General features: G+C 68.4%; 20 protein-coding genes. 15 read left to right on the top strand and 5 right to left on the bottom strand.

All coding sequences use genetic code 11. From position 1 onward, the window contains the following. Positions 1–77: 77 nt before the first annotated feature. Positions 78–989 carry a hypothetical protein gene (locus tag JOE48_RS07990; protein ID WP_210029080.1) on the top strand — a complete coding sequence of 304 codons (912 nt, stop codon included), beginning with the start codon at positions 78–80 and terminating at the stop codon, positions 987–989. 13 nt (positions 990–1,002) lie between these two features. On the opposite strand, the gene JOE48_RS07985 is transcribed toward JOE48_RS07990, so the two are convergent. After that, positions 1,003–1,221, bottom strand: a complete 219-nt coding sequence (locus JOE48_RS07985; RefSeq protein ID WP_210029079.1) for a hypothetical protein — start codon at positions 1,219–1,221, stop codon at positions 1,003–1,005. Between the two features lie 176 nt (positions 1,222–1,397). After that, positions 1,398–1,787, bottom strand: a complete 390-nt coding sequence (locus JOE48_RS07980; protein WP_210029078.1) for a DUF2267 domain-containing protein — start codon at positions 1,785–1,787, stop codon at positions 1,398–1,400. A gap of 148 nt (positions 1,788–1,935) precedes the next feature. On the opposite strand from JOE48_RS07980, the gene JOE48_RS07975 reads away from it, so the two are divergent. The 10 genes from JOE48_RS07975 (at position 1,936) to JOE48_RS07930 (ending at position 15,047) form a co-directional block, all read left to right on the top strand. Then, a complete protein-coding gene (locus tag JOE48_RS07975) occupies positions 1,936–3,462 on the top strand; it encodes a helicase HerA-like domain-containing protein (protein ID WP_210029077.1) in 1,527 nt (508 codons plus the stop codon). Between the two features lie 196 nt (positions 3,463–3,658). Next, on the top strand, positions 3,659–5,389 hold the full coding sequence (gene poxB / locus JOE48_RS07970) for a ubiquinone-dependent pyruvate dehydrogenase (protein WP_210029076.1): 1,731 nt from the start codon (positions 3,659–3,661) through the stop codon (positions 5,387–5,389). Between the two features lie 65 nt (positions 5,390–5,454). Further along, positions 5,455–6,198: a (Fe-S)-binding protein gene (locus JOE48_RS07965; RefSeq protein WP_210029074.1), complete on the top strand. Its 744-nt coding sequence runs from the start codon at positions 5,455–5,457 to the stop codon at positions 6,196–6,198. Then, positions 6,195–7,766, top strand: coding sequence for a lactate utilization protein B (locus tag JOE48_RS07960; protein ID WP_210029072.1), 1,572 nt, complete (start codon positions 6,195–6,197; stop codon positions 7,764–7,766). The genes JOE48_RS07965 and JOE48_RS07960 overlap by 4 nt, the downstream gene beginning before the upstream one ends. Then, entirely contained in the window at positions 7,763–8,368 is a 606-nt protein-coding gene (locus JOE48_RS07955; protein WP_210029071.1) for a lactate utilization protein C, read from the top strand. Before JOE48_RS07960 ends, JOE48_RS07955 begins: the two co-directional genes overlap by 4 nt. Before the next feature lie 251 nt (positions 8,369–8,619). After that, entirely contained in the window at positions 8,620–9,480 is an 861-nt protein-coding gene (locus JOE48_RS07950) for a transglutaminase family protein (RefSeq protein ID WP_210029070.1), read from the top strand. A 62-nt stretch (positions 9,481–9,542) separates the two neighbouring features. Further along, positions 9,543–10,922 (top strand): ethanolamine ammonia-lyase subunit EutB, encoded by a 1,380-nt coding sequence (locus JOE48_RS07945; protein ID WP_210029069.1) that lies wholly within the window; start codon positions 9,543–9,545, stop codon positions 10,920–10,922. Then, positions 10,919–11,710: an ethanolamine ammonia-lyase subunit EutC gene (eutC, locus tag JOE48_RS07940; protein ID WP_210029068.1), complete on the top strand. Its 792-nt coding sequence runs from the start codon at positions 10,919–10,921 to the stop codon at positions 11,708–11,710. Before JOE48_RS07945 ends, eutC begins: the two co-directional genes overlap by 4 nt. Before the next feature lie 717 nt (positions 11,711–12,427). Then, positions 12,428–14,158 carry a dihydroxy-acid dehydratase gene (gene ilvD, locus JOE48_RS07935; protein WP_210029067.1) on the top strand — a complete coding sequence of 577 codons (1,731 nt, stop codon included), beginning with the start codon at positions 12,428–12,430 and terminating at the stop codon, positions 14,156–14,158. Continuing rightward, positions 14,145–15,047, top strand: coding sequence for a tetratricopeptide repeat protein (locus JOE48_RS07930; RefSeq protein WP_210029065.1), 903 nt, complete (start codon positions 14,145–14,147; stop codon positions 15,045–15,047). Before ilvD ends, JOE48_RS07930 begins: the two co-directional genes overlap by 14 nt. Positions 15,048–15,070: 23 nt before the next feature. Here JOE48_RS07930 and JOE48_RS07925 read toward each other — a convergent pair whose 3' ends face one another. Then, positions 15,071–15,694: a glutathione S-transferase family protein gene (locus tag JOE48_RS07925; protein WP_210029063.1), complete on the bottom strand. Its 624-nt coding sequence runs from the start codon at positions 15,692–15,694 to the stop codon at positions 15,071–15,073. A gap of 69 nt (positions 15,695–15,763) precedes the next feature. Continuing rightward, on the bottom strand, positions 15,764–16,564 hold the full coding sequence (gene xth, locus JOE48_RS07920; protein WP_210029062.1) for an exodeoxyribonuclease III: 801 nt from the start codon (positions 16,562–16,564) through the stop codon (positions 15,764–15,766). Positions 16,565–16,659: 95 nt separating this feature from the next. Between xth and JOE48_RS07915 the strand changes: the two genes are divergently transcribed. The 3 genes from JOE48_RS07915 to glpX all read left to right on the top strand — a co-directional run bounded on the left by JOE48_RS07915 (position 16,660) and on the right by glpX (position 19,914). Continuing rightward, on the top strand, positions 16,660–17,346 hold the full coding sequence (locus JOE48_RS07915; protein ID WP_210029061.1) for a ceramidase domain-containing protein: 687 nt from the start codon (positions 16,660–16,662) through the stop codon (positions 17,344–17,346). Positions 17,347–17,454: 108 nt separating this feature from the next. After that, on the top strand, positions 17,455–18,771 hold the full coding sequence (locus JOE48_RS07910; RefSeq protein ID WP_210029060.1) for a homoserine dehydrogenase: 1,317 nt from the start codon (positions 17,455–17,457) through the stop codon (positions 18,769–18,771). A gap of 159 nt (positions 18,772–18,930) precedes the next feature. Next, complete coding sequence (glpX, locus tag JOE48_RS07905; protein ID WP_210029059.1) at positions 18,931–19,914, top strand: class II fructose-bisphosphatase; 984 nt, start codon at positions 18,931–18,933, stop codon at positions 19,912–19,914. Between the two features lie 34 nt (positions 19,915–19,948). Here the strand turns inward: glpX and JOE48_RS07900 are convergent, their stop codons facing one another. Continuing rightward, positions 19,949–20,896, bottom strand: coding sequence for a L,D-transpeptidase (locus tag JOE48_RS07900; RefSeq protein ID WP_210029058.1), 948 nt, complete (start codon positions 20,894–20,896; stop codon positions 19,949–19,951). 499 nt (positions 20,897–21,395) lie between these two features. Here JOE48_RS07900 and JOE48_RS07895 point away from each other — a divergent pair, with 499 nt between their 5' ends. Further along, on the top strand, positions 21,396–22,646 hold the full coding sequence (locus tag JOE48_RS07895; RefSeq protein WP_210029057.1) for a NarK/NasA family nitrate transporter: 1,251 nt from the start codon (positions 21,396–21,398) through the stop codon (positions 22,644–22,646). The last annotated feature ends 206 nt before the right edge of the window (positions 22,647–22,852 follow it).

Raw genomic sequence — 22,852 nt, 5'->3', positions numbered from 1 at the left:
CACGGCGGTAAGGCTTTCGTAAACAAACGTCCTTAACGAACGCTTGCAGCGATAATCTGCGCGCGGAGTTTGGGGCGATGACGAAGATCGAAGCCAAGCGGGCCGTCTCGCCGGCCGACCTGCTCAAGGCCGTGGTGACCGGCAAGCCTGAGGTGCAGCCGGCCTCGTCCCCGAAGGACGAGGCCGCAGCGCCGAAGGTGGCTCTGGCAAAGCGCCTGACGCTTCCATCCCTGCTGCCGCTCGATCCGCGCCGCTTGGCCGTGCCGGGTGCGGCGCTCGCGGTCGGCGCCCTGCTCGGCGGCAGCGTCATCGCCATGACCCGCTCGTCCGGCGTGCCCAACGATACCGTGGTGGCGCTCAGCACCACGCTGGATGCCGGCCGGACCGAAACGGCGCGCCTCGCCAGCGATATCGCGCAGCTCCACGCTGTCCTGGCCGATCTGCGCGCCTCCACCGACGCGTCCCGCAAGGAGGCGGCCAACCGGAGCGGCGTCCTCGGCGAGCGCCTCGCGCAGCTCGACAAGAGCCTCAACGCCAAGACCACGGCACTCGGCGAACGCTTCGAGCAGATCGAGCGAGAGCAGAATGCGCGGATCGCCAGCCTCACCGCACAGCTGGACCGCCGCGCGGCCGCGCCCGTCGCGGCGAAAGCTGAGCCGACCCAGACGGGGAGCATCGCGGATGCGCCGCGCAGCGCGGACGCGAAGGTCGCTGAGCCCAAGGTGACGGAGGCGAAGCTCGCCGATGCTAAGCCGGTCGAGCCGAAGGTGAAGGCTGCTGTTCCGGAGAAACCGCCGGTGATCGACGGCTGGGCGCTGCGCGACGTCTACGACGGAACCGCAATTCTGGAGAATCGCCGCCGACGCCTTGTCGAGGTTGCGCCGGGTGACATGCTACCGGGTGTCGGCCGTGTCGAAGGTGTCGAGCGTCACGGCCGTGAATGGGTGGTGGTGACCCGTCAGGGCCTCGTCACGCCGCAGCCCTGGTAGGAGACTCGTCGGGTCAGCGCGTCGAGCAGTCGGAGGGCGCCAGCTCGCCACTCGCGATCGGAAAGCGCGGCTCGAGCGTCATCGGGTCGGCGAGAGCCGCAGCGCGCTCCGACCGCCGCCGACCGTGCCGCAACGCCCGGGTCTGCGCCGCACGCGTCGGGTGCAGAATGGCAGCGAGGAGCGCCTGCCCCTCGAATGCGCTGTCCAGATGTTTTGCTTCGAAGACGGGCATCGCCGGCCTGCTTGGATGCTGTCGCGGTTATTGCCGAGGGCAATTTTCCGGAGTGCACCCCCAAACAACGAGGATTACGAGAATAGGTTCCGCCAAGCTTTCGCTTCGTAACCTGTTTTTCACGTTCCTCGATGTGCGGCGCCAGCGCGGTGCGGCGCCGCACGGCGGTCGCAGCGTCAGACGAACTGATTGAGGCCCGGGACCGAGCCGATGATCGGGCCCATCGCATCCTCGCCGACCTTCTCGCGCCCGAAGGCGAACAGCTCCTGGCCGAGGGGCTGCATCTGACCCATCGGCACGCCGGCCGCCATCAGCTTCTGGCCGAGCGCCATCACGCCGCCGCCCATCATGCCGCCCAGCATGCCCATCAGGCCGCCACCGCTGCCCTCCCCAGCATTGGCTTCCGCGACCAGTGACTCGGAGCCGGGGAGGGCTGCCATCAACTGGCCGACCTCCGACTCCGGCCCCTCCTTCTGCAGGAAGGCGAGGATGTGACCGATGGCCGTCTGTGCCGTCGCGGCGTCGAGCCCGGTGCGGGCGGTGACGCGGGCGAGCAATTCTTCCATGGTGATGATCTCGTCGATCTCTTCGGAACGTTTCCAGACGTCCTTCGACTCTGAGGCGCCGGAAATCAAGCGCGGGACGGGGCTTCACTGGAAAACTCCCGGCGCCTTGTCCATAACCACACGGAGGCGCGGGCCGGGGGCATCGACAATGGGCGACGGGACGATCCTGGTCGGCAAGAGCGTCCGACAGGACGGGCCAGGCAAAGCGGAAAACCTGGCGCTTCGGCTTGCCAACCGGCACGGTCTGGTGGCCGGCGCCACCGGCACCGGCAAGACCGTAACGCTGCAGGTGCTGGCGGAAGGCTTCTCCAACGCCGGCGTCCCGGTCTTTGCCGCCGACATCAAGGGGGATCTCTCCGGCATCGCAGCCGCCGGAGAGGCCAAGCCGGTTTTTGTGAAGCGCGCCGAGGAACTTGGCGTCACCTACGAGCCGGATCGGTTTCCCACGGTGTTCTGGGACCTGTTCGGCGATCAGGGGCATCCGATTCGCTGCACCGTCACCGAGATGGGACCGCTGCTGCTCGGCCGCCTCCTCGAACTCAACGACACGCAGGAGGGCGTGCTCAATATCGCCTTTCGCGTCGCGGACGAGAACCAGTGGCCGGTGATTGACTTGAAGGACCTTCGGGCCCTCCTCACCTTCTGCTCGGAGAACCTGAAAGCGATCTCCGGGCAGTACGGGAACGTGTCCTCGGCCTCGGTGGGCGCGATCCAGCGGCAGTTGCTGGTTCTGGAGAACCAGGGCGCGGACAAGTTCTTCGGCGAGCCCGCCCTGGACCTGACCGATTTCATGCGCACCGACCGCGACGGGCGCGGCTTCGTCAACATCCTGGCCGCCGACAAGCTGATGCAGCGGCCGAAGCTCTACGCGTCGTTCCTGCTCTGGATGCTGTCCGAGCTGTTCGAGCAGCTTCCCGAAGTCGGCGACCTCGACAAGCCGAAGCTGGTGTTCTTCTTCGACGAGGCGCATCTGCTGTTCAACGACGCGCCCAAATCGCTCCTGGACGCGGTCGAGCAGGTCGTGCGCCTGATCCGCTCCAAGGGCGTCGGCGTCTACTTCGTGACGCAGAACCCGCTCGACGTGCCCGAGACCGTGCTCGGGCAGCTCGGCAATCGCGTGCAGCACGCGCTGCGGGCCTTCACGCCGCGCGATCAGCGCGCCGTGCGGGCCGCCGCCGAGACGTTCCGGCAGAATCCCGCCTTCGACGTGGCGACGGCCATCACTGAACTCGGCGTCGGCGAGGCGCTGGTGAGCTTCCTGGAGCCGAAGGGCACGCCATCGCTGGTGGAGCGGGCGCTGATCGCGCCGCCTCAGGGGCGCGTCGGCCCGCTCACCCCGCAGGAGCGGGCGGCGCTGATCGCGCAGAGCCCGCTGCGCGGCAGGTACGAGTCCAGCGTCGATAATGAGAGCGCCTACGAGATGCTGGCCAAGCGCAAGAACCTCGACGCGGCGCCGGAGGCGGCCGCCTCCGAGGGCGGGCTCGGGGGCATGCTCGGCGGAATCTTCGGCAGCGTCTTCGGTACGCCAGCCACGGGCAAGGGTGCACGGCGCCCACCGCAGAGCCTCGCCGAACAGGTCGTGTCCAACGCCGCCCGTTCCATGGCGCGCAGCGTCGGGCGCGAGGTCGGCAACGCGATCCTGCGCAACGTGCTCGGCGGCCTGACCAAGCGCTAGATCCGCCCAGACCGACCGTCGATCGGCGGGAAGCCCGCCGGCCCGTGGAACATCGGTGTGAACTGAGCGGTTCGGCTCGCGGGGCTGGCTGCCGCGCCGCTTGTCCAGGCGGCCTGCCCCGGACTCGGTGGCGCATGATGCATTCGGGACACTGGATTCCACGTCCCCGCATCGTGCCCGATTGCGGAGCCGGACCATGCGCATCAACAACGTCGCCGAACTCGTCGCCGAGACCCTCGAGGAGGCCGGTGTCGCCCGCATCTACGGGGTGGTCGGCGACAGCCTGAACGGCATCACCGAGGCCCTTCGGGCCCGCGGCCGGATCGCGTGGATCCACACGCGCCACGAGGAAGCAGCGGCTTTCGCGGCGGCCGGCGAGGCGCAGGTCACGAACCAGCTCGCGGTCTGCGCCGGCTCCTGTGGGCCGGGAAACCTGCATCTGATCAACGGCCTGTATGACGCGCACCGCAGCCGGACTCCGGTCCTCGCGATCGCCGCCCATATCCCGTCCCCGGAGATCGGCTCGGGCTATTTCCAGGAGACGAAACCCACGGAGCTGTTTCGCGACTGCAGCCACTATTGCGAGCTGATCTCCGACCCCGCCCAGATGCCCTTCGTCCTGGAGAACGCGATCCGCGCCGCCGTGGGCGAGCGGGGCGTCGCGGTGATCGTCCTGCCGGGTGACGTCGCGCTCCGGGAAGCCCCCAAGCGCCGGCTTGCGCCACGGGCCGGGCTGATCCCCGCCAAGCCGGTGGTCCGGCCCGCCGATGCCGAGCTCGACGCCTTGGCGGCCATGCTCAACGCCGGCAAGCGGGTGACGCTTCTCTGCGGACGCGGCTGCGCCGGCGCTCATGCCGATTTGCTCCAGCTCGCCGAGGCTCTGAAGAGCCCCATCGTCCACGCGCTGGGCGGCAAGGAGTTCGTCGAGTTCGACAATCCCTACGACGTCGGCATGACCGGCCTGATCGGCTTCTCGTCGGGCTACGCGGCCATGATGGCATGCGACACGCTGCTGATGCTCGGCACCGGCTTCCCGTACAAGCAATTCTATCCGCAGGACGCCACGGTGGCGCAGGTCGACCTGCGCCCAACCGAGCTTGGCCGGCGCTGCCTCATCGAGCTGGGCCTCGTCGGCGATGTCGGCGCCACGATCCGGGCGCTCCTGCCGCGGCTGAAGCCCAAGGCCGACCGGTCCTTCCTCGATGCCAGTCTGAAGCATTACGCCAAGGCGCGCGCAGGCCTCGACGACCTCGCCACCGGTAAGGCCGGCGGTCCCGTGCATCCGCAGTACCTCGCCCGCGCCCTCAGCGAGGCGGCCACCGACGACGCCATCTTCACGGCCGATGTCGGCACGCCGACGATCTGGGCGGCACGTTACGTTCAGATGAACGGCAGGCGGCGTCTCCTCGGCTCCTGGGTCCACGGCTCGATGGCCAACGCCCTGTCGCAGGGCATCGGCGCCCAGGCGAGCCAGCCGGACCGGCAGGTGATTGCGCTGTGCGGCGATGGCGGCTTCGCCATGCTGATGGGCGATTTCCTGACGCTGCGGCAGCACCGTCTGCCGCTGAAGGTCGTAGTCTTCAACAACGGGACGCTCGGCTTCGTCGAACTGGAGATGAAGGCCGCCGGCTATCTCGAAACCGGCGTCGCCCTCGACAACCCGGACTTTGCCGCGATGTCGCGGGCGGCTGGCATCTTCGCCATACGGGTCGAGGATCCCGGCGAGTTGCCCGGTGCCATCCGCGAGTTCCTGGATTTCGACGGTCCGGCGCTCCTCGACGTGCGCACCGCCCGCAACGAGCTCTCGATGCCGCCCAAGATCGACGGCCAGCAGGTGAAGGGCTTCAGCCTCTATGTCCTGCGCGCCGTGATGGATGGACGCGGTGACGCGGTTCTCGACCTCGCCAAGACCAACCTCATCCGGTAGATCCCTCCTTTCAATCTCGAACCGTTCCAGACCACTGGAACGGCGATTCAGGGAGTTGCCGGACCATGCGGGTCGGCCTGTTCGTGCCGTGCTATGTCGATGCCTTCGAGCCCGAGGTCGGGATCGCCACCCTCGAGCTGCTGGAGCGGTTAGGCTGCACGGTGGAGTACCCGTTCGATCAGACCTGCTGCGGCCAGCCGATGACCAACACCGGCTGCCATGCCGAGGCCGCCGCCACCGAGGCTTTGTTCGTCAAGAACTTCTCCGGGTTCGACTACGTGGTCGCTCCGTCGGGCTCCTGCGTGCATCAGGTCCGCGAGCACCTGACGGCGATCCCGCAGACCGACGAGGTCCGCCACGTCCGCGCCAGCACCTTCGAGCTGGTGGAGTTCCTGCACGACGTGCTCAAGGTCGAGGCGCTGCCCTGGGCGAACTTCCCCCACAAGGTTGCCTATCACGGCAATTGCAACGCGCTGCGCGGCATCCACCATGCGCGGCCCTCGGAGCTGGTGAAGCCGTACTTCTCGAAGCCCCTCGACCTGCTGCGCTTGGTCGACGGCGTCGAGCTGGTCGATCTCGCGCGGCCGGACGAGTGCTGCGGCTTCGGCGGGACGTTCTCGGTGTTCGAGCCGGCCGTCTCGGCCAAGATGGGCTACGACAAGGTCGCCGACCAAAATCGGGCCGGGGCGGCCTACGTCGTCTCGGCGGATTCATCCTGCCTGATGCACCAGAAGGGCTGCGCCGAGCGTCTGGGCCTGCCGCTCAAGTACATCCACATCGCGCAGGTGCTGAACGGAGCTGCCGCATGAGCGTCGAGGATCTCAATCCCCGCGAGCGCGAGGGCGTCATCCACCCGGAGGTCCGCGCCCGGAGCGACGAGAGCGAGCGCTCCGAGGACGGTGCCCGCCTCCAGCACGCCGAGGCCGCCTCGAAGCCGATCCGCGCGCCGCAGGTCCGCGAGCCGCAGCCCCGCGGCGCGAAGATCCGCGGCGACCGGCCGATCGACCAGGCAGAGGCCGCCGAGCGCTTCCTCGCCGCGCCCCTCCACCAGGCGGCCCATGACGAGCGCCTGTGGGATCTGCGCAAGAAGCGCGACGCCTCCGCGCACGGCATCCCGGAGTGGGAGGAGCTGCGCGAGCTCGCTTCGCAGATCAAGACGCACACGCTGAGCCACCTCGACCGTTACCTCGAGCAGTTCGAGGCGGCCGCGAAAGCCAACGGCGTCCACGTCCACTGGGCGAAGGACGGGGCCGACCACAACCGGATCGTGCTGGAGATCCTGCGCAGCCACGGCGCCAAAACGCTGGTGAAGTCGAAGTCGATGCTCACCGAGGAATGCGGCTTCCGCCACCACATGGACGCCAACGGCATCGAGGTCATCGAGACCGATCTCGGCGAGCGGATCCAGCAGCTCGACAACGAGGAGCCGAGCCACGTCGTCGCCCCGGCGGTCCACAAGACCCGCATGGACGTGGCCGAAGTTTTCGCCAAGACGCTCGGCACCGATCCCAACAACGACGACGCCCATTACCTCGCCGAGAGCCAGCGCGAGACGACGCGACCCTACATCCTGAAGGCCGATGCCGGCATGACCGGCTGCAACTTCGCCATTGCGGAGACCGGCTCGGTCGTCACCTGCACCAACGAGGGCAATGCGGATCTCTCCGGCAACGTGCCGCCGTTGCAGATCCACTCGATCGGCATCGAGAAGATCATCCCGAAGGTCGAGCATCTCGGCGTCTTCATCCGCCTGCTGTCGCGCTCGGCGCTCGGCTCGCCGATCACCCAGTACACCTCGCATTTCCGTGCGCCCCGCAAGGGCACCGAGATGCACATGGTGCTGGTCGATAACGGCCGCTCGGAGCGGCTCGGCCTGGAGGAGTTCTGGACCTCCCTGAAATGCATCCGCTGCGGCGCCTGCATGAACACCTGCCCGGTCTACCGGCGCTCCGGCGGCCTGTCCTACGGGGCGACCTATTCCGGGCCGATCGGCCTGATCATCGATCCGACCTTCAACAAGCGGAAATACTCGACGCTTCCGTTCTCCTCGACGATGAACGGCTCCTGCACCAATGTCTGCCCGGTGAAGATCAACATCCACGAGCAGATCTTCGCGTGGCGCAAGGTGCTGGTCGAGGAGCACCAGATCCCGGCGCTCAAGCAGGGGATGATGAAGGCCGCAGGCGCGGTCCTGTCGCGCCCGGCCGCCTACCGGGCCGCGATCGGCGCGGCGGATTCCGCGCTCAAGGTCCTGCCGCGCTTCGCGGTCTACAACCCGCTCAACACCTGGGGGAAGAAGCGCGAGATGCCGGACGCGCCGCGCCAGACCTTCCATGCCTGGTACAAGCAGAACCGGATGAAGGAAACGCAGCGGTGAGCGCGCGCGACAGCATCCTGGCCGACATCCGACGGAACCGGCCGGCCGGCGACTTCCCATTGCCGGAGGTGCCGCTGTTCACGCCGCTCATCGGCGACGACCTCGTGGCAGAGTTCGGCGAGCGGCTGAAGCGCATGGGCGGCCGAGTGGCCGAGCCTGTCCCCGGCGACGTCTTCGCGGGCGTGCGCGAGCGTCTCGAGGCCGCGAAGGTTATTGCCTCGGCGGTCCCGGAACTCACCGGAAACCGCGACCTGCGGAGCGTGCGCTATCCGCAGGAGGTCGAGGATGTCGACGTGGCGGTGGTCCGCGCGGTGTTCGGCATCGCCGAGACCGGCTCGGTGCTGTTCACGGAACATCAGCTGATCGTCAACGCGGTCGCCTATCTCGCGCAGCATCTCGTCGTGTTGCTCGACCCGGCCGACATCCTGCCCAACGTCCAGGCGGCGTATCGGCGCCCGGACTTCGGCCATGCGGCGTATGCGGTGCTCCACACCGGGCCGTCGGCCACCGCCGACATCGAGGGCGTGCTGATCCACGGCGCGCAGGGCGTGCGCTCGCTGACGGTGGTGATGCTCCCGGGGGGCGCGGCCGAGCGCGGCTGAGACCGGCTCCATCCCCTCGGCCGCCGTCTGTGCGAGCACAGCGCAGCGTCTCGGGGATGTGCCACGCCCAGCGATGTCGTACCGCCCTGGGGTCGATCCGCTCCTCTCGCGATGACGGCGGAGCCGCTCGCTCTTCCAGGCACCCAGGGTCGCTCGCGTCGCCCGACCGAACGACGACGGGCCTGGAACCGACTCTCGGGCGCGACCCTTGCTTGGACGGCGAAGAGGCCGTCGTCCGGTAAGGAGATCCGATGCGCTACACGCTTGGTTGCAGCCTGTCCTACAACATCCTCTCCGACACCACCTTCATCTTCAACATGGAGGTGGCGAAGCTGAAGAGCGTCGAGATCCTCAGCGAGAGCCTGGTTCTGACGCCGAACCTGAAGCGCGACCTCTACACCACGCCCGACCTCTTGAACCGCTACCTCGCGGTCAACGTACCGACCGGCCAATTCGCGCTGGAATACAATGCCGAGGTCGACTTGATGGTGCATCGGGCTGATCCCGCCACCATCAACGAGACGCCGATCGGGCAGCTGCCCCTCGACATCCTGCCTTTCCTGCTGCCCAGCCGGTTCGTGTCCTCGGACCGCCTGACACCCTTCGCGCTGGCCGAGTTCGGCGCGCTGCCGAAGGGCCACGCCCGCGTGAATCAGATCTGCAACTGGATCCACGACCACATCGCCTATCAACCGGGCACGAGCGACGGCGAGACGACCGCCGACGAATCTCTGCTCAAGCGGGCCGGCGTATGCCGCGACTTCGCGCATATCGGCGCGGCCTTCTGCCGGGCGCTCGGCATTCCGGCCCGGTTCGTGAGCTGCTACGCCCACGGCCTCGTGCCGAGCGACTTCCACGCGGTGTTCGAGGCCTATCTCGACGGACGCTGGTGGCTGTTCGACGCCACCCGGCAAGCCGACCTCGACGGGCTTGTGCGCATCGGTGTCGGCCGGGACGCCGCCGAGATCGCCTTCTCGACGCCCTTCGGGAACATGCAGCCTGTCAACCAGCAGGTGCGGATCCAGCGGACAGACGGGCAGGGCAGCCCGATGCCGCGCACGATCGACGCGATCTCGACCGAGATCCCCGCGCCCAATGCCGGAGCGGCCTGAGCGGACATCCGCGCCGGATCGGCCTATCGTGTGATCCGATAATCGTGCCCGGGGGAGTTCGCATGGCCTACCGTCACGTCGTCGGCCCACGCACCCACGTCTTCGCCGATCTCGCGACCCTGATGGCGAAGGCGACCCCGGTCCGCTCCGGCGACCGGCTCGCCGGCATCGCCGCCGAATCCGCGGAGGAGAATGCCGCCGCCCGATGGTGCCTCGCCGAGGTGCCGCTCGCCGACATCCTGGCGCGGCCGCTGATCGACTATGAACGCGACGACGTCACCCGCCTGATCCTCGACACGCACGATGCGGCGGCGTTCGCCGAGATCCGGCATCTTACGGTCGGCGACTTCCGGGAGTTTTTGCTCACCGCGCCGCCGGAGACGCTGACCCGCATCGCGGCCGCGGTCACGCCCGAGATCGCGGCCGCGGTCTCGAAGATCATGCGCAACCAGGATCTGATCTCGGTGGCCCGGAAGGCGCGGGTGGTCACGCGCTTCCGCAATACGATCGGCCTGCCGGGCACTCTGGCCGTCCGGCTCCAGCCGAACCATCCAACCGACGACGCGAAGGGCATCACGGCGGCGATCCTCGACGGGCTGGCCCTCGGCTGCGGCGATGCGGTCATCGGCATCAACCCGGCTTCCGATTCCGTCCAGGTGCTGGGCGATCTGCTCCAGCTCCTCGACGCTGTGATCCGCCGTCACGGCATCCCGACTCAGGCCTGCGTGCTCACGCACGTGACCACCACGCTCGCCGCCATGGAGCGCGGCCTTCCGGTGGATCTCGTCTTCCAGTCCATCGCCGGCACCGAGAAGGCCAATGCCAGCTTCGGCGTGACGCTGCCGCTCCTCAAGGAGGCCCACGAGGCGGCTCTGGCGCTGAAGCGCGGCACCGTCGGCGACAATTGCATGTATTTCGAGACCGGCCAGGGCTCGGCGCTCTCGGCAGACGCGCATCACGGGATCGACCAGCAGACCCTGGAGGCGCGCGCCTACGCCGTGGCGCGGGTGTTTCGGCCGCTCCTGGTCAACACGGTGGTCGGCTTCATCGGTCCCGAATACCTGTACGACGGCAAGGAGATCATCCGGGCCGGGCTGGAGGACCATTTCTGCGGCAAGCTGATGGGCGTGCCGCTCGGTGTCGACGTCTGCTACACCAATCACGCCGAGGCCGATCAGGACGACATGGACACGCTCCTGACGCTCCTCGGAGCGGCCGGCTGCACCTACATCATGGGCGTGCCGGGAGCCGACGACGTGATGCTGAACTACCAATCCACGTCGTTCCACGATTCCCTCTACCTGCGCGAGGTTCTCGGCCTCAGGCGCGCCCCGGAATTCGAGGCCTGGCTGCATGAGATCGGGATGACGGACGCGGCCGGTGTCCTGATCCCGGGTGCGGAGGCCCCGCTTCTGACCGCGACACCGGATCTCGCCGCATGAGTGATCCGGCCGCGATCTGGAGGCGCCTCGCCGGTCTGACCCCGGCCCGGATCGGGCTCGGACGCGTGGGCAGCGGGCTGCCCACCCGGGAGGTGCTGCGTTTCGGCCTCGATCACGCCCAGGCCCGCGATGCCGTGCACGCGCCGCTGGACGAGGAGACCCTGACGCGCGGTATCGGAGATCTCGGCTTCGCCACGTGCAGGGTCAGCTCCCAGGCGCCCGACCGGGCGACGTATCTGCGCCGGACGGATCTCGGCCGCCGGCTCGCGCCGGACGACCGCGCCGCGCTCGAGGCCGAGGCGGGGCAGGCCGATCTCGCGCTTGTCGTCGCCGACGGCCTGTCGGCCCGGGCGGTGCACGAGAACGCCGTGCCGTTGCTCGCGGCCTTCAGGCGCCATGCCGAGAAGGCGGGATGGGAGCTCGCGCCCGTCGTCATCGCCCGGCAGGCCCGGGTGGCACTGGGCGATGAGATCGGAACCGCCCTGGCGGCCCGCGCTGTCGCCGTGCTGATCGGCGAGCGGCCCGGCCTCTCATCTCCCGACAGCCTCGGGATCTACCTGACCTTCGGCCCCCGGCTCGGCCGCTCGGATGCCGAGCGGAACTGCATCTCGAACGTGCGGGCGGCGGGTTTCACCCACGACCTTGCCGCGTTCAAGCTCGACTGGCTGCTGACACGCGCCTTCAACCTGGGTCTCACCGGCGTGGCGTTGAAGGACGAGAGCGATCAGGTTCTGGTCGGTGGCGCGCAAGCCGCTGCCCTGCCAAGCCGGCCTGATGGTGAGGTCTAGGGTCGGTCCCGATCACATTGGGACGGCCCATGGCAGGAGACCGGGCCGTGCGTCTGGGTGAATCACGCCACCCTCGACCTCGGCCTGCGGTGCGGGGATGGGACGACGCCTCCGCAGCGGCGGCCGCGCATCCACACCTCGGGATGCGGATCAAAGTGGCAGGTCAATCGCTCGGAGGCGCACCCGGCCGATTCCATCAGGCCGAACAGCCATCAAGCAGCGGCCCGCATCTGTGCCGCACAGGCGGATGCGTGAAAGGTTTGGTGCAAGTCTTCGATGCGTCGGCAGCCGCGTTCCGACCGTGCGGCCAAGATTTTCGACACGACGACGCCGAGCCGTCCGCCAAGGCCACCGGCCCGGTCGGCGCGTGTCAGGGGTGGCAAGTCTTCGAATGACGTCAATTTTCGCGGTCCGGAAAAGATTATCCTTACTTCTGCGTCGTTTTGCGGGCGGTGGGCAAGCGTAGCTGTGGCGAGGTCGCAACACCGTAAAACGATCCCGGCTCCGCCCCGAGACCTGCCCGTAAACGCCCCGATCCCGCCATAGTCCGGGCCCACCTCGGCATCGGCGGTAAACGGCAATTTCGACAACGATTTACCGTTCAGAAACGTGGACTTCCCGAGCACGCGGACGGCCTCTCCGGCACATCGCGAATGGCGATGCGCCGCGGTCGTTCGCACCCTCGGGACTGGCTGTGCGAAGGCTTGGTCTGAAGTCATGGTGACGGTGTTGAACGACAAGTCCAAGCTGCCGAGCCGCCACGTCACTGAGGGGCCCGACCGCGCCCCGCATCGCTCCTATCTCTACGCCATGGGTCTGACCCGCGAGCAGATCCACCAGCCGTTGGTCGGCGTCGCGTCCTGCTGGAACGAGGCTGCGCCCTGCAACATCTCGCTGATGCGCCAGGCGCAGGCGGTGAAGAAGGGCGTCGCCGCTGCGCACGGGACGCCGCGCGAGTTCTGCACCATCACGGTGACCGACGGCATCGCCATGGGCCATGGCGGCATGCGCGCGTCGCTGCCGTCGCGCGAGGTGATCGCCGATTCGGTCGAGCTGACCATGCGAGGCCACGCCTATGACGCGCTGGTCGGTCTGGCCGGCTGCGACAAGTCGCTGCCCGGCATGATGATGGCGATGGTGCGCCTCAACGTGCCGTCGATCTTCATCTACGGCGGCTCGATCCTGCCGGGCTCGTTCCGCGGCAAGCCCGTGACTGTGCAGGATCTGTTCGAGGCGGTCGGCAAGGTCGCGGTCGGCGACATGAGCCTCGAGGATCTCGACGAGCTGGAGCAGGTTGCCTGCCCGTCGGCCGGCGCCTGCGGTGCGCAGTTCACCGCCAACACGATGGCGACCGTCTCCGAGGCGATCGGCCTCGCGCTGCCTTACTCGGCGGGCGCCCCGGCCCCTTACGAGATCCGCGACAAGTTCTGCGCCACGGCCGGCGAGAAGGTGATGGAGCTGCTGGCCAAGCAGATCCGCCCGCGCGACATCGTCACCCGCAAGGCGCTCGAGAATGCCGCGACCGTGGTCGCCGCCTCCGGGGGCTCGACCAACGCGGCCCTGCACCTGCCGGCGATCGCCCACGAGTGTGGTATCGAGTTCACGCTGTTCGACGTCGCCGAGATCTTCCGGCGTACGCCCTACATCGCCGACCTGAAGCCGGGCGGGCGCTACGTGGCCAAGGACATGTTCGAGGTCGGCGGCATCCCGCTGCTGATGAAGACGCTCCTCGACCACGGCTTCATGCACGGCGACTGCATGACGGTTACCGGCCGGACCATCGCGGAGAACATGGACCGGGTGACCTGGAACCCGGACCAGGACGTGGTCTACCCGGCCAACAAGCCGATCACCCCCACCGGCGGCGTCGTCGGCCTCAAGGGCAATCTCGCCCCCGAGGGTGCGATCGTGAAGGTCGCCGGCATGTCCGCGGACAAGCAGGTCTTCACCGGTCCGGCCCGCGTGTTCGACGGCGAGGAGGCCTGCTTCGAGGCCGTGCAGTCGCGCACCTACAAGGAGGGCGAAGTTCTGGTCATCCGCTACGAGGGCCCGCGCGGCGGCCCCGGGATGCGCGAGATGCTGTCCACCACGGCAGCCCTCTACGGACAGGGCATGGGCGACAAGGTCGCGCTGATCACGGACGGGCGCTTCTCCGGCGCGACCCGCGGCTTCTGCGTCGGCCATGTCGGCCCCGAGGCGGCGGTGGGCGGCCCGATTGGCCTGATCCGCGACGGCGACAGCATCACCCTCGACGCGATCCAGGGCACGCTGAGCGTCGCTCTTTCGGATGAGGAACTGGCCGAGCGCCGCAAATCCTGGGCACCGCGGACCAACACCGCGACATCCGGATACCTCTGGAAATACGCGCAGGGCGTCGGCCCGGCGCTGTACGGCGCGGTCACGCACCCGGGGGGTGCCAAGGAGACGCAGAGCTATGCGGACGTCTAGGACTGACCTCAGCCGGCGCAGGGCGCCGGCCGGGGCCGATCCCGGCCGGTTCCGGTCTGCCGGCAGGATCGCCGTCGCGGCCTGGGCTCTCGTCCTGCTGGCCGTGCCGACGGACTCGCCGCGCGCCCTCGACGCCAATGTGCGCACGCCCGTTCAAGTGCCGGTCGCCGACAGGAGCTACCGGTCTGCCAAGGATGCCTTGCGCGCCGGCATGCGCGAGTACAACGCCGGCGACAAGCAGGGCGCCGCACGGGCGCTGGAATACGCGGCCGGACAGGGCCATGCCCTGGCCCTGTGGAAGCTCGGCCGCATGTACGCCGACGGTGACGGCGTGCCGCACGACGACCTGAAGGCGTTCGAGTTCTTCTCCCGGATCGCCGATGCCAGCACCGATGACGGGCCCGACCCGCAGAATTCGGCTGTGCTGGGGAGCGCCTTCACGGCGCTGGGCACTTACTTCCTGGAGGGGATCAAAGGCACGTACGTGCGCCCGAACCCCGAGCGGGCCTACGACATGTTCAACTACGCGGCGTCGTATTACGGCGACCCCAACGCCCAGTACAATCTCGCACGGCTCTATCTCGACGGCACCGGCGTCGAGGCCGATCCGCGGCAGGCGGCGCGCTGGTTCAATCTGGCGGCGGAGAAGGGGCACCACCCGGCCCAGGCGCTGCTCGGCGACATGCTGATCAACGGCCTCGGCGGCGTGCCGATCCAGCGGGTCAGGGGCCTGATGTGGCTCTCCCTCGCGCGGGAAGGCGCGGAGAACCGCAAGGACGACTGGATCGTCGCGCTCTACGACAAGAACTGGGCAGCCGCGAACGAGGACGACCGGGCCGAGGCGCAGGCGCAGCTCCAGACGGTCGGTTCGATCCGGCGGCGGCGCTGACCGCCGCCGGGTCGAGCCCCGGTTCAGCCCTTCCGCGAATCCTGGGCGGCCACGAAGGACGGTCGCGCCAGCATCGCGGCGACATAGCGTGCCAGCCGCGGCCAGCGCTCGGCATCGATCTGAGCCTTCGCAAGCTGGAAGTTGAAGAAGCCCGTCGCAACGGAGATGTCGGCGATGCTGAAGGCGTCACCCGCCAAGTACGGACCCGAGATCTCCCGGTCCAGATAGTCGAAGAGCGGTGGCAAATCCTTGTCGAGCGCCTTGGCCACTGCGGCCTCGTCGGTGGGCTGCCCCATCATGTTCGGCTTCAGCACGCGTTCGACGAATGGGACGATGAGCTTGGAGAAGAGTTCGGTGTCTCCGAACTTGTCGAACCATACGGCGCGACCCAGCGCCTGCGGCTCCGATGGGACGAGAGCCGGCGTCGGATGCTTGCGCTCGATGTACCAGAGGACCGCCGACGAGTCGGCGAGCCGGAACGCGCCATCCTCGATGGCGGGGATCTTCCCGAGGGGGCTGGCGGCCTGGAATTCCGGATCCGGCGCGTGGAACATCACGGGCCTGTGCTCGTAGGACACGTCCTTCTCGGTGAGCGCAATCAGGACCTTGCGGACGTAGGGTGAATAGCCGGTGCCGTAGACGATCAAAAGGGGCTCCTGTGTCTGGGAACGGGTCCGGGCATGCCGAGCCGACCCGCCCGCCAGGAGCATAATTTCTCAACCCGGCGATAGCTCCACCGTGACGGGCACATGATCGGACGGCTTGTCGAGGCCGCGCAGGTGCTTCTGCACTGAGGCCGATACAAGGCGGTCGCAGGCCTGCGGCGAGAGCAGCAGGTGATCGATGCGGATACCGAAATTCCGCTGCCAGCTTCCGGCCTGATAGTCCCAGAACGTATAGAGCCCGTCCCGCGGGTCGCAGGCACGCAGGCCGTCGGTGTAGCCTTCGGCCAGGATGGCGCGGAACGCCGCCCGGCTCGCCGGGAGGAACAGCGCATCGGTGCGCCAAGCCTCCGGATCGGCCGCGTCGGCGGGCTCGGGGATGACGTTGTAATCGCCCGCGAGAACGACCGGGATCTCGGCCTCCATCAGGGCGCGGGCGTGAAGCCGCAGCCGCTCCAGGAAGGCGAGCTTGTAGGGGTATTTCGGGCTGTCCACCGGATTGCCGTTCGGCAGGTAGATCGACGCGACCCGCACGGGCTGTTCCGTCTCACCCGAGACGAGCGCCTCGATGTAGCGGGCCTGCTCGTCAGCCGGGTCGCCCGGAAGGCCGCGCCGTACGGAATCCGGCGCGATGGCCAGCGGTTTCCGGACCAGCAGCGCGACGCCGTTATAGGCTTTCTGCCCGAGCGTCTCGACCGCGTAGCCCGCTGCCTCGATCTCCGTCCGCGGAAACGCCTCGTCCTGGCATTTCAGCTCCTGCAGGCAGACGACGTCAGGCCGTGCCTCGTCCAGGAAGGCGAGCAGGTGAGGCAGCCGCTGCTTGATCGAGTTCACGTTCCAGGTCGTAATCCGCATCGCCTCGCATCCGCTCGCCGCCGGCCCGTCATCCGCACTTCGCGTCGCGCTGACAAGGCCATCCTCGCGCAAGGTCGAGGATCTAGGAACGACGGATGGATTGGTTCGAGCCGGTCAGGGCGTATTGCGAGCGCAGCGGGCCGGGATTCTGGGACGAGCCGGCGAATGCCGTCACCAATGGCGCCTTCCTGCTGGCTGCTGCGGCCGCCTCCTACCGCGCCCGTGCAGCCGAGCCGCCCGACCGCGCCGGTCTTGGCCTGGCGGGGCTGATCGCCGTCGTCGGCATCGGCTCGTTCCTGTTCCACACATTGGCGGTCTACTGGGCGATGCTCGCCGACGTGATCCCGATCGCGCTGTTCATCTACGCCTATCTGGCGCTGGCTCTGCATCGCTACCTGCGGCTCGCACCGACGCGTGTCGCCGCCGCCACGGCCGGGTTCGCCTTGCTGGGTTTCGCCCTCACACCGATGCTGGACGGGCTGACCGGCGCGCGGGTGTCGAACCTGACCAACGGGTCCATCGATTACCTTCCGGCGCTGCTCGCCTTGTTCGGCGTCGCCTGGGCCACCAAGGGATCGGCCGAGGAACGTTTCCTCGGCACCGGACGCCGGCTTGCCGGCATCGGCGCGCTGTTCCTCATCTCCCTCGCGGCGCGGACCGCCGACCCGGTGGCCTGCCCCGTGCTGCCGTTCGGCACACACCCGCTCTGGCATGTGCTGAATGCGGTCGTGCTCTACGCCCTTGTGGCGACGGCCGTGCGCCACCGCGAGGCAACCGGCTGAGGGGATGCGGCCGTCGGGCGGTTTCCTTGCGGCGCAAGCGGAATTCTTGCAGAAGTGCGCGCCATCGGGCGCCCGACCGCTTGCGGTCGCCCGGGCACGGAAGGGGTCATGACAGTGAGCTTTCGCCTCGGGATCGCCGGTCTCGGCACCGTCGGTGCGTCCGTGGTCCGGATGGTCGAGCGCCGACGGGCGGCGTTGACGGCCGCGGGTCTCGATCTCCGCGTCTCGGCGGTCTCGTCGCGCGACCGGAGCCGCGACCGCGGCCTCGACCTCTCCGGCATCACTTGGTTCGATGATCCGGTCGCGCTGGCGCGTTCGGGCGATGTCGACTGCGTGGTCGAGCTGATCGGCGGCGCGGAAGGCGCCGCCAAGGCCGTCGTCGAGGCGGCGCTCGGGGGCGGAAAACCGGTCGTCACGGCCAACAAGGCGCTTCTCGCCCGCCATGGTGCCGCCCTTGCCACCCTCGCCGAGGAGAACGGCGTGGCGCTCGCCTTCGAGGCGGCGGTGGCCGGCGGGATCCCGGTGATCAAGACCCTGCGCGAGGGTCTGCCGGGCAACGCGATCTCCCGCGTCTACGGGATCCTCAACGGCACCTGCAACTACATCCTCAGCCGCATGGAGCGGGAGGGCCTGACCTTCGAGGCCTGCCTGAAGGACGCCCAGGCGCTGGGCTACGCCGAGGCGGACCCGACCTTCGATGTCGAAGGCTTCGACACGGCCCACAAGCTCGCCATCCTGACCAGCCTCGCCTTCGGCACCGCGATCGACGCGGAGGGCGTGTCGGTCGAGGGCATCTCGCGGGTGCAGCCCCTCGATCTGCGGATGGCGGACGAGCTGGGCTACCGGATCAAGCTGCTCGGCGTCGCGCAGGCCGCCGAGGCCGGCATCGAGCAGCGGGTTCACCCGACGATGGTGCCCAAATCCTCGGCGATCGCGCAGGTGATGGGCGTGACGAATGCTGTCACCATCGACGCGGACGCGGTCGGCGAACTCACGCTGATCGGCCCCGGCGCCGGCGGCGAGGCCACAGCTTCCGCGGTCCTGGCCGACATCGCCGATCTGGCCCGCGGCATCGTCCGTCCGACCTTCGGTGTGCCGGCCGACGCGATGCGGCCGAGCGAGCGTGTCGAGATGCAGCGCCATGAGGGCGGCTATTACATCCGACTGACGGTCCACGATCGCCCCGGTGTCGCGGCGGGCGTCGCCCAGCGCATGGCCGAGCGCGAGATTTCGCTCGAGAGCATCCTCCAGCGCCGCACCGAGGGCGCGGACACCGATCCGCGCGGGCGGTCAGGCCGACCGGTGCCACTGGTGCTGATCACCTACGCGGCGACGGAGGGGAGCATCCGGGCGGCCCTCGACGCGATCGGCGACGACGGTCTGCTCGCCGAGCCCCCACAGCTCATCCGAATCGAGCGCGAATAGCGGCTTACGCACAAGAATACATCTTGGGCACGGAGCGGTGACGGCTTAATGCAGGATATTGGGCACCGCTGATGACGGCGTAGGCTGAACGGCCGCCGTTCGACGGTGTTCAAACCGGGATCCGACTTCAAGATCGGGCTCGGATAAAGGCAGGAAACGATGGCTGACGCTTCCAACCCCGCTCTGCGCGGTGTCCCGCGCACGCTCGCCCTCGAGCTTGCCCGCGTGACGGAGCGCGCCGCCATCGCGGCCGCGCGCCTGCGCGGCAAGGGCGACGAGAAGGCCGCCGATCAGGCGGCCGTCGACGCCATGCGCGACGAGCTCAACGCCCTGCCGATCCGCGGCACGGTGGTGATCGGGGAGGGCGAGCGCGATCAGGCGCCGATGCTGTTCATCGGCGAGCAGCTCGGCCGCGGCGACGGGCCGGAGGTCGACATCGCGGTCGATCCGCTGGAGGGCACGACGCTCTGCGCGAAGGACATGCCCGGCGCCATCGCGGTGATGGCGATGGCGGAGCGCGGCTCGCTGCTCGCCGCGCCGGACGTCTACATGCAGAAGATCGCGGTCGGTCCCGGCTATCCGGCCGGTCTGGTCGATCTGGACGCGAGCCCGACCGAGAACATCGCGGCGCTGGCGCGGGCCAAGGGAGTCGCGCCGCACCAGATCACCGCGCTCATCCTGGACCGTCCCCGCCATGCGGCGCTCGTGGCCGAGGTCCGGGCGGCCGGTGCGGCGGTCCGCCTGATCTCGGATGGCGACATCGCCGGGATCATCTTCACCGCCAGCCCGGAGGAGACGGGCATCGATCTGTATCTCGGGACCGGCGCGGCCCCCGAGGGTGTGCTCGCCGCCGCGGCCATGCGGTGCATCGGCGGCCAGATGCAGGGACGCCTGATCCTCGATACGCCGGAGCGCCGTCGACGGGCGGCCGAGATGGGGATCGAGGATCTCGACAGGAAGTACGATCTCACGGATCTCGTGAGCGGCGACGTGATCGTCGCCGCCACCGGGGTGACCGACGGCGCGCTCCTGCGCGGCGTCCGGTTCAAGCCGGATCGGATCCAGACCGAGACGCTGGTCTATCGCTCCGAGGCGGGCACGGTGCGCCGCATCCTCGGCGAGCACCGCCGCAGCGTGACCTGAGCCGCCGCAGGGCGCTGCCAAGGGCGGCCCGGGATCAGTTCAGGACGACGACCTTGCTGCCGACATTGACGCGGCTGAACAGGTCGATCGCATCCTGGTTGATCATCCGGATGCAGCCGGACGACACGCTCTTGCCGATCGAGAATGGCTCTAGGGTGCCGTGGATGCGGAACAGCGTGTCCTTGTTGCCTTGCCAGAGGTACATCGCCCGCGCCCCGAGGGGGTTGCGCAGGCCGCCCGCGACGCCGAGGCCGCTCTGCAGCTTGTCGACCTCGCTGGCGAGCTTCGGGCTGCGGGCGATCATCTCCTTGGGCGGGTACCAGTCCGGCCACGCCTGCTTGGAATTGACCGTCGCACTGCCCGACCACGAGAAGCCCTGCTTGCCGACGCCGACGCCGTAGCGGCGCGCCCGGCCGTTGGCCTCGACCAGGGTGAGCTGGTGCGCCCGAGGATCGACGATGATCGTCCCGGGCTCATAGGGGCCGTTATAGGCGATCTCCTGTCGGAGGAACGCCGGGTTCATCTTCTTGTAATTGAAGGCCTGGATCGGGAACACGTCGTCGGTGACCGGCCCGTAGGCCTTGGCGTAATCGATCGCCTCGTTGTCGGGCGCGCGGAGCACGGCCTTGGCCTTGGCAGCCTCCAGGGGCGAGAGCCCCTCGGCCGGCGGCGCGGAGCCCGGACGCGCGGGGCCGGTCGGATCCATGTCCAGCGCGGCAGCTGGCGCGGGCGGTGCAGCGGGTACCGCTGCGGCCGCCGGCGGAGCGCGCCGGACGAAGTCGGTGCGGCCGGTGTAGGGCAGGTAGCGGCCGCCGCGGCGCACATAGAACGCGCCGTTCTGATCCTGGTAGAGCTGGCCGTCATCCCCGAACCCGTCGATGCCCGACTCGGCGACTGGGCCGCGGTTCTGGGCCTGCGCAGTCGGCGCGAGAGCGAGGACGGTGAAGCCGGCCAGGAATAGGCGACGGAGCGGGGCGGACATGGTTCGAAATTCCTCGGGATGCGACACCGGGACTGGCCGTGGTGCGCTTTCGAGCAGGCCTGCACGAGCGTGCGGCTCAACTCAGTCCGGGGCTTAGCAAAGATCGCGCTTTACCGCCAAGTTGCTTGCCGCACGTGCGAGCAACTTACAGGGTGTCCGAGCGCCTTTCTGCCGCCCTGTGTTGCCTTCGTGCAGCAATGACCATGACACAACGGTTCACGGTTCCGTGAGAGCCGAACTGGCCCGCCCGTTCGCTCGGCAGGCCTGCCCGCATCACGGGCAGCGCGCCCGTTGAACCCGGTCCGGCACGCCCGTCTCGACCTCATGATCCGTGGGTCAGCCTACGGCGCCGGTTGCGTGGCACGCTTGCTGCTTCTGGCGATGGCCGCGCTTGGCGCGGCGCTGGAGCAACGACGCTCCAAACAGCGGACGGTGTGAGTCCGGATCCCCGGCATGAGCGACCGCGTGACGGTTCGCCCACTATAGACGAGCACCAGCTATGGCCAGCTTCAAGACGGTGATGAAGTCGGGTCACCCCCCGACGCTGTTTGCGGCATTTCTCTATTTCGATTTCTGCTTCGCGATCTGGGTTCTGAACGGTGCGATGGGCCCGTTCATCACCGAGACCTACAAGCTGACGCCGGCCCAGACCGGATTCATGATCTCGCTTCCGATCCTCGCGGGCGCGCTGATGCGCTTCCCGCTCGGGATCCTGGCGCAATATATCGGCCGGAAGAACGCCGCGATCACCGAGATGAGCGTGATCATGCTGGCGATGGCCTACGGCTACCTGTTCGTCTCGTCCTACAGCGACGTGCTCGCCATGGGGGTTCTGCTCGGCATCGCCGGGGCGTCCTTCGGTGTGGCCCTGTCTCTGGGCTCGGGCTGGTTCCCGCCGGAGCACAAGGGCTTGGCAATGGGCATTGCCGGCGCCGGCAATTCCGGAACCGTTCTGGCCGTGCTGTTCGCGCCGCCGCTCGCGCAGGCCTATGGCTGGCAGACCACCTACGCCTTCGCGGGCGTGGTCATGCTCCTGCCGCTCGTGGTCATGATCGTGCTGGCCAAGGAGCCGCCGGATTGCGAGCACCAATCGTTCAAGGAGCACATCTCCTGCCTGTTCACGAAGGACGGCTGGGCTTTCTCGCTGATCTACGTGATCACCTTCGGCGGGTTCGTGGGCCTGTCCAACTTCCTGCCGACCTTCTTCTACGAGCAGTTCGCCGTGACGAAGGTCGAGGCCGGTCGGCTGACCATGCTGGCGGCCTTCATGGGTTCGGGCATCCGGATCGTCGGCGGCTACTTCGCCGATCGTATGGGCGGGATCGCGGTCCTGTCGGTGGTCCTGCTCGCGGCGATTGCCACGTTCCTGTCGCTGACCGCGACACCGTCGCTCGCGCTGACCACGCTCCTGTTCATGCTGTGCTTCGCGGCGCTCGGGGCCGGCAACGGCGCGCTGTTCCAGCTCGTGCCCCTGCGCTGGCCGAACAACACCGCAGTGGCCGGCTCGATGATCGGTGAGATCGGCGCTCTCGGCGGCGCGATTCTGCCGAACGTCATGGGCCTGTCGAAGCAATATACCGGCTCGTTCTCGATCGGTTTCATCGGCTACGCGGCATTCACCGCGATCGTGCTGGGGTGCCTGGCCCTTTGGCAACGCAAGTGGGTCGGCAGCTGGGTCGGCCCCCGCGGGAAAGCTCTCGGGACGGCCGCCGAGGCGGAAGCGCAGGCACTTCGGCCGGCGACCGCCTGAGCGGCTGCGCAGGGTTGCAGATCCGGTGTATTGGAGACGGGGGCCTTCGCGGCCCCCGTTTGCCGTTGCAGCCGGTGGATGCGATTCGCATGGAGGACGGACTTCAGCGGTTGCGTTCTGCCGCGGGAGGCGTTTGAATAATGCATTACGAGAGAGCGCCCGATCCAACGGTCGAGGCGCCCGGCGACCGCGAGATGCGGCGCCCC

This window comes from Methylobacterium sp. PvR107 (assembly GCF_017833295.1).
GTDB lineage: Bacteria > Pseudomonadota > Alphaproteobacteria > Rhizobiales > Beijerinckiaceae > Methylobacterium.
This window is presented reverse-complemented; position numbering and strand designations above follow the sequence as displayed.

Excerpts from the sequence above, each read along its gene's own strand:
- JOE48_RS07975 (WP_210029077.1), top strand. The coding sequence starts at position 1,936 with ATGGGCGACGGGACGATCCTGGTCGGCAAGAGCGTCCGACAGGACGGG.
- JOE48_RS07950 (WP_210029070.1), top strand. The coding sequence starts at position 8,620 with ATGCGCTACACGCTTGGTTGCAGCCTGTCCTACAACATCCTCTCCGAC.
- JOE48_RS07915 (WP_210029061.1), top strand. The coding sequence starts at position 16,660 with ATGGATTGGTTCGAGCCGGTCAGGGCGTATTGCGAGCGCAGCGGGCCG.
- JOE48_RS07990 (WP_210029080.1), top strand. The coding sequence starts at position 78 with ATGACGAAGATCGAAGCCAAGCGGGCCGTCTCGCCGGCCGACCTGCTC.
- JOE48_RS07945 (WP_210029069.1), top strand. The coding sequence starts at position 9,543 with ATGGCCTACCGTCACGTCGTCGGCCCACGCACCCACGTCTTCGCCGAT.
- ilvD (WP_210029067.1), top strand. The coding sequence starts at position 12,428 with ATGGTGACGGTGTTGAACGACAAGTCCAAGCTGCCGAGCCGCCACGTC.
- xth (WP_210029062.1), bottom strand. The coding sequence starts at position 16,564 with ATGCGGATTACGACCTGGAACGTGAACTCGATCAAGCAGCGGCTGCCT.
- JOE48_RS07960 (WP_210029072.1), top strand. The coding sequence starts at position 6,195 with ATGAGCGTCGAGGATCTCAATCCCCGCGAGCGCGAGGGCGTCATCCAC.
- glpX (WP_210029059.1), top strand. The coding sequence starts at position 18,931 with ATGGCTGACGCTTCCAACCCCGCTCTGCGCGGTGTCCCGCGCACGCTC.
- poxB (WP_210029076.1), top strand. The coding sequence starts at position 3,659 with ATGCGCATCAACAACGTCGCCGAACTCGTCGCCGAGACCCTCGAGGAG.
- JOE48_RS07900 (WP_210029058.1), bottom strand. The coding sequence starts at position 20,896 with ATGTCCGCCCCGCTCCGTCGCCTATTCCTGGCCGGCTTCACCGTCCTC.
- JOE48_RS07930 (WP_210029065.1), top strand. The coding sequence starts at position 14,145 with ATGCGGACGTCTAGGACTGACCTCAGCCGGCGCAGGGCGCCGGCCGGG.
- JOE48_RS07980 (WP_210029078.1), bottom strand. The coding sequence starts at position 1,787 with ATGGAAGAATTGCTCGCCCGCGTCACCGCCCGCACCGGGCTCGACGCC.
- JOE48_RS07965 (WP_210029074.1), top strand. The coding sequence starts at position 5,455 with ATGCGGGTCGGCCTGTTCGTGCCGTGCTATGTCGATGCCTTCGAGCCC.
- eutC (WP_210029068.1), top strand. The coding sequence starts at position 10,919 with ATGAGTGATCCGGCCGCGATCTGGAGGCGCCTCGCCGGTCTGACCCCG.
- JOE48_RS07895 (WP_210029057.1), top strand. The coding sequence starts at position 21,396 with ATGGCCAGCTTCAAGACGGTGATGAAGTCGGGTCACCCCCCGACGCTG.
- JOE48_RS07985 (WP_210029079.1), bottom strand. The coding sequence starts at position 1,221 with ATGCCCGTCTTCGAAGCAAAACATCTGGACAGCGCATTCGAGGGGCAG.
- JOE48_RS07910 (WP_210029060.1), top strand. The coding sequence starts at position 17,455 with ATGACAGTGAGCTTTCGCCTCGGGATCGCCGGTCTCGGCACCGTCGGT.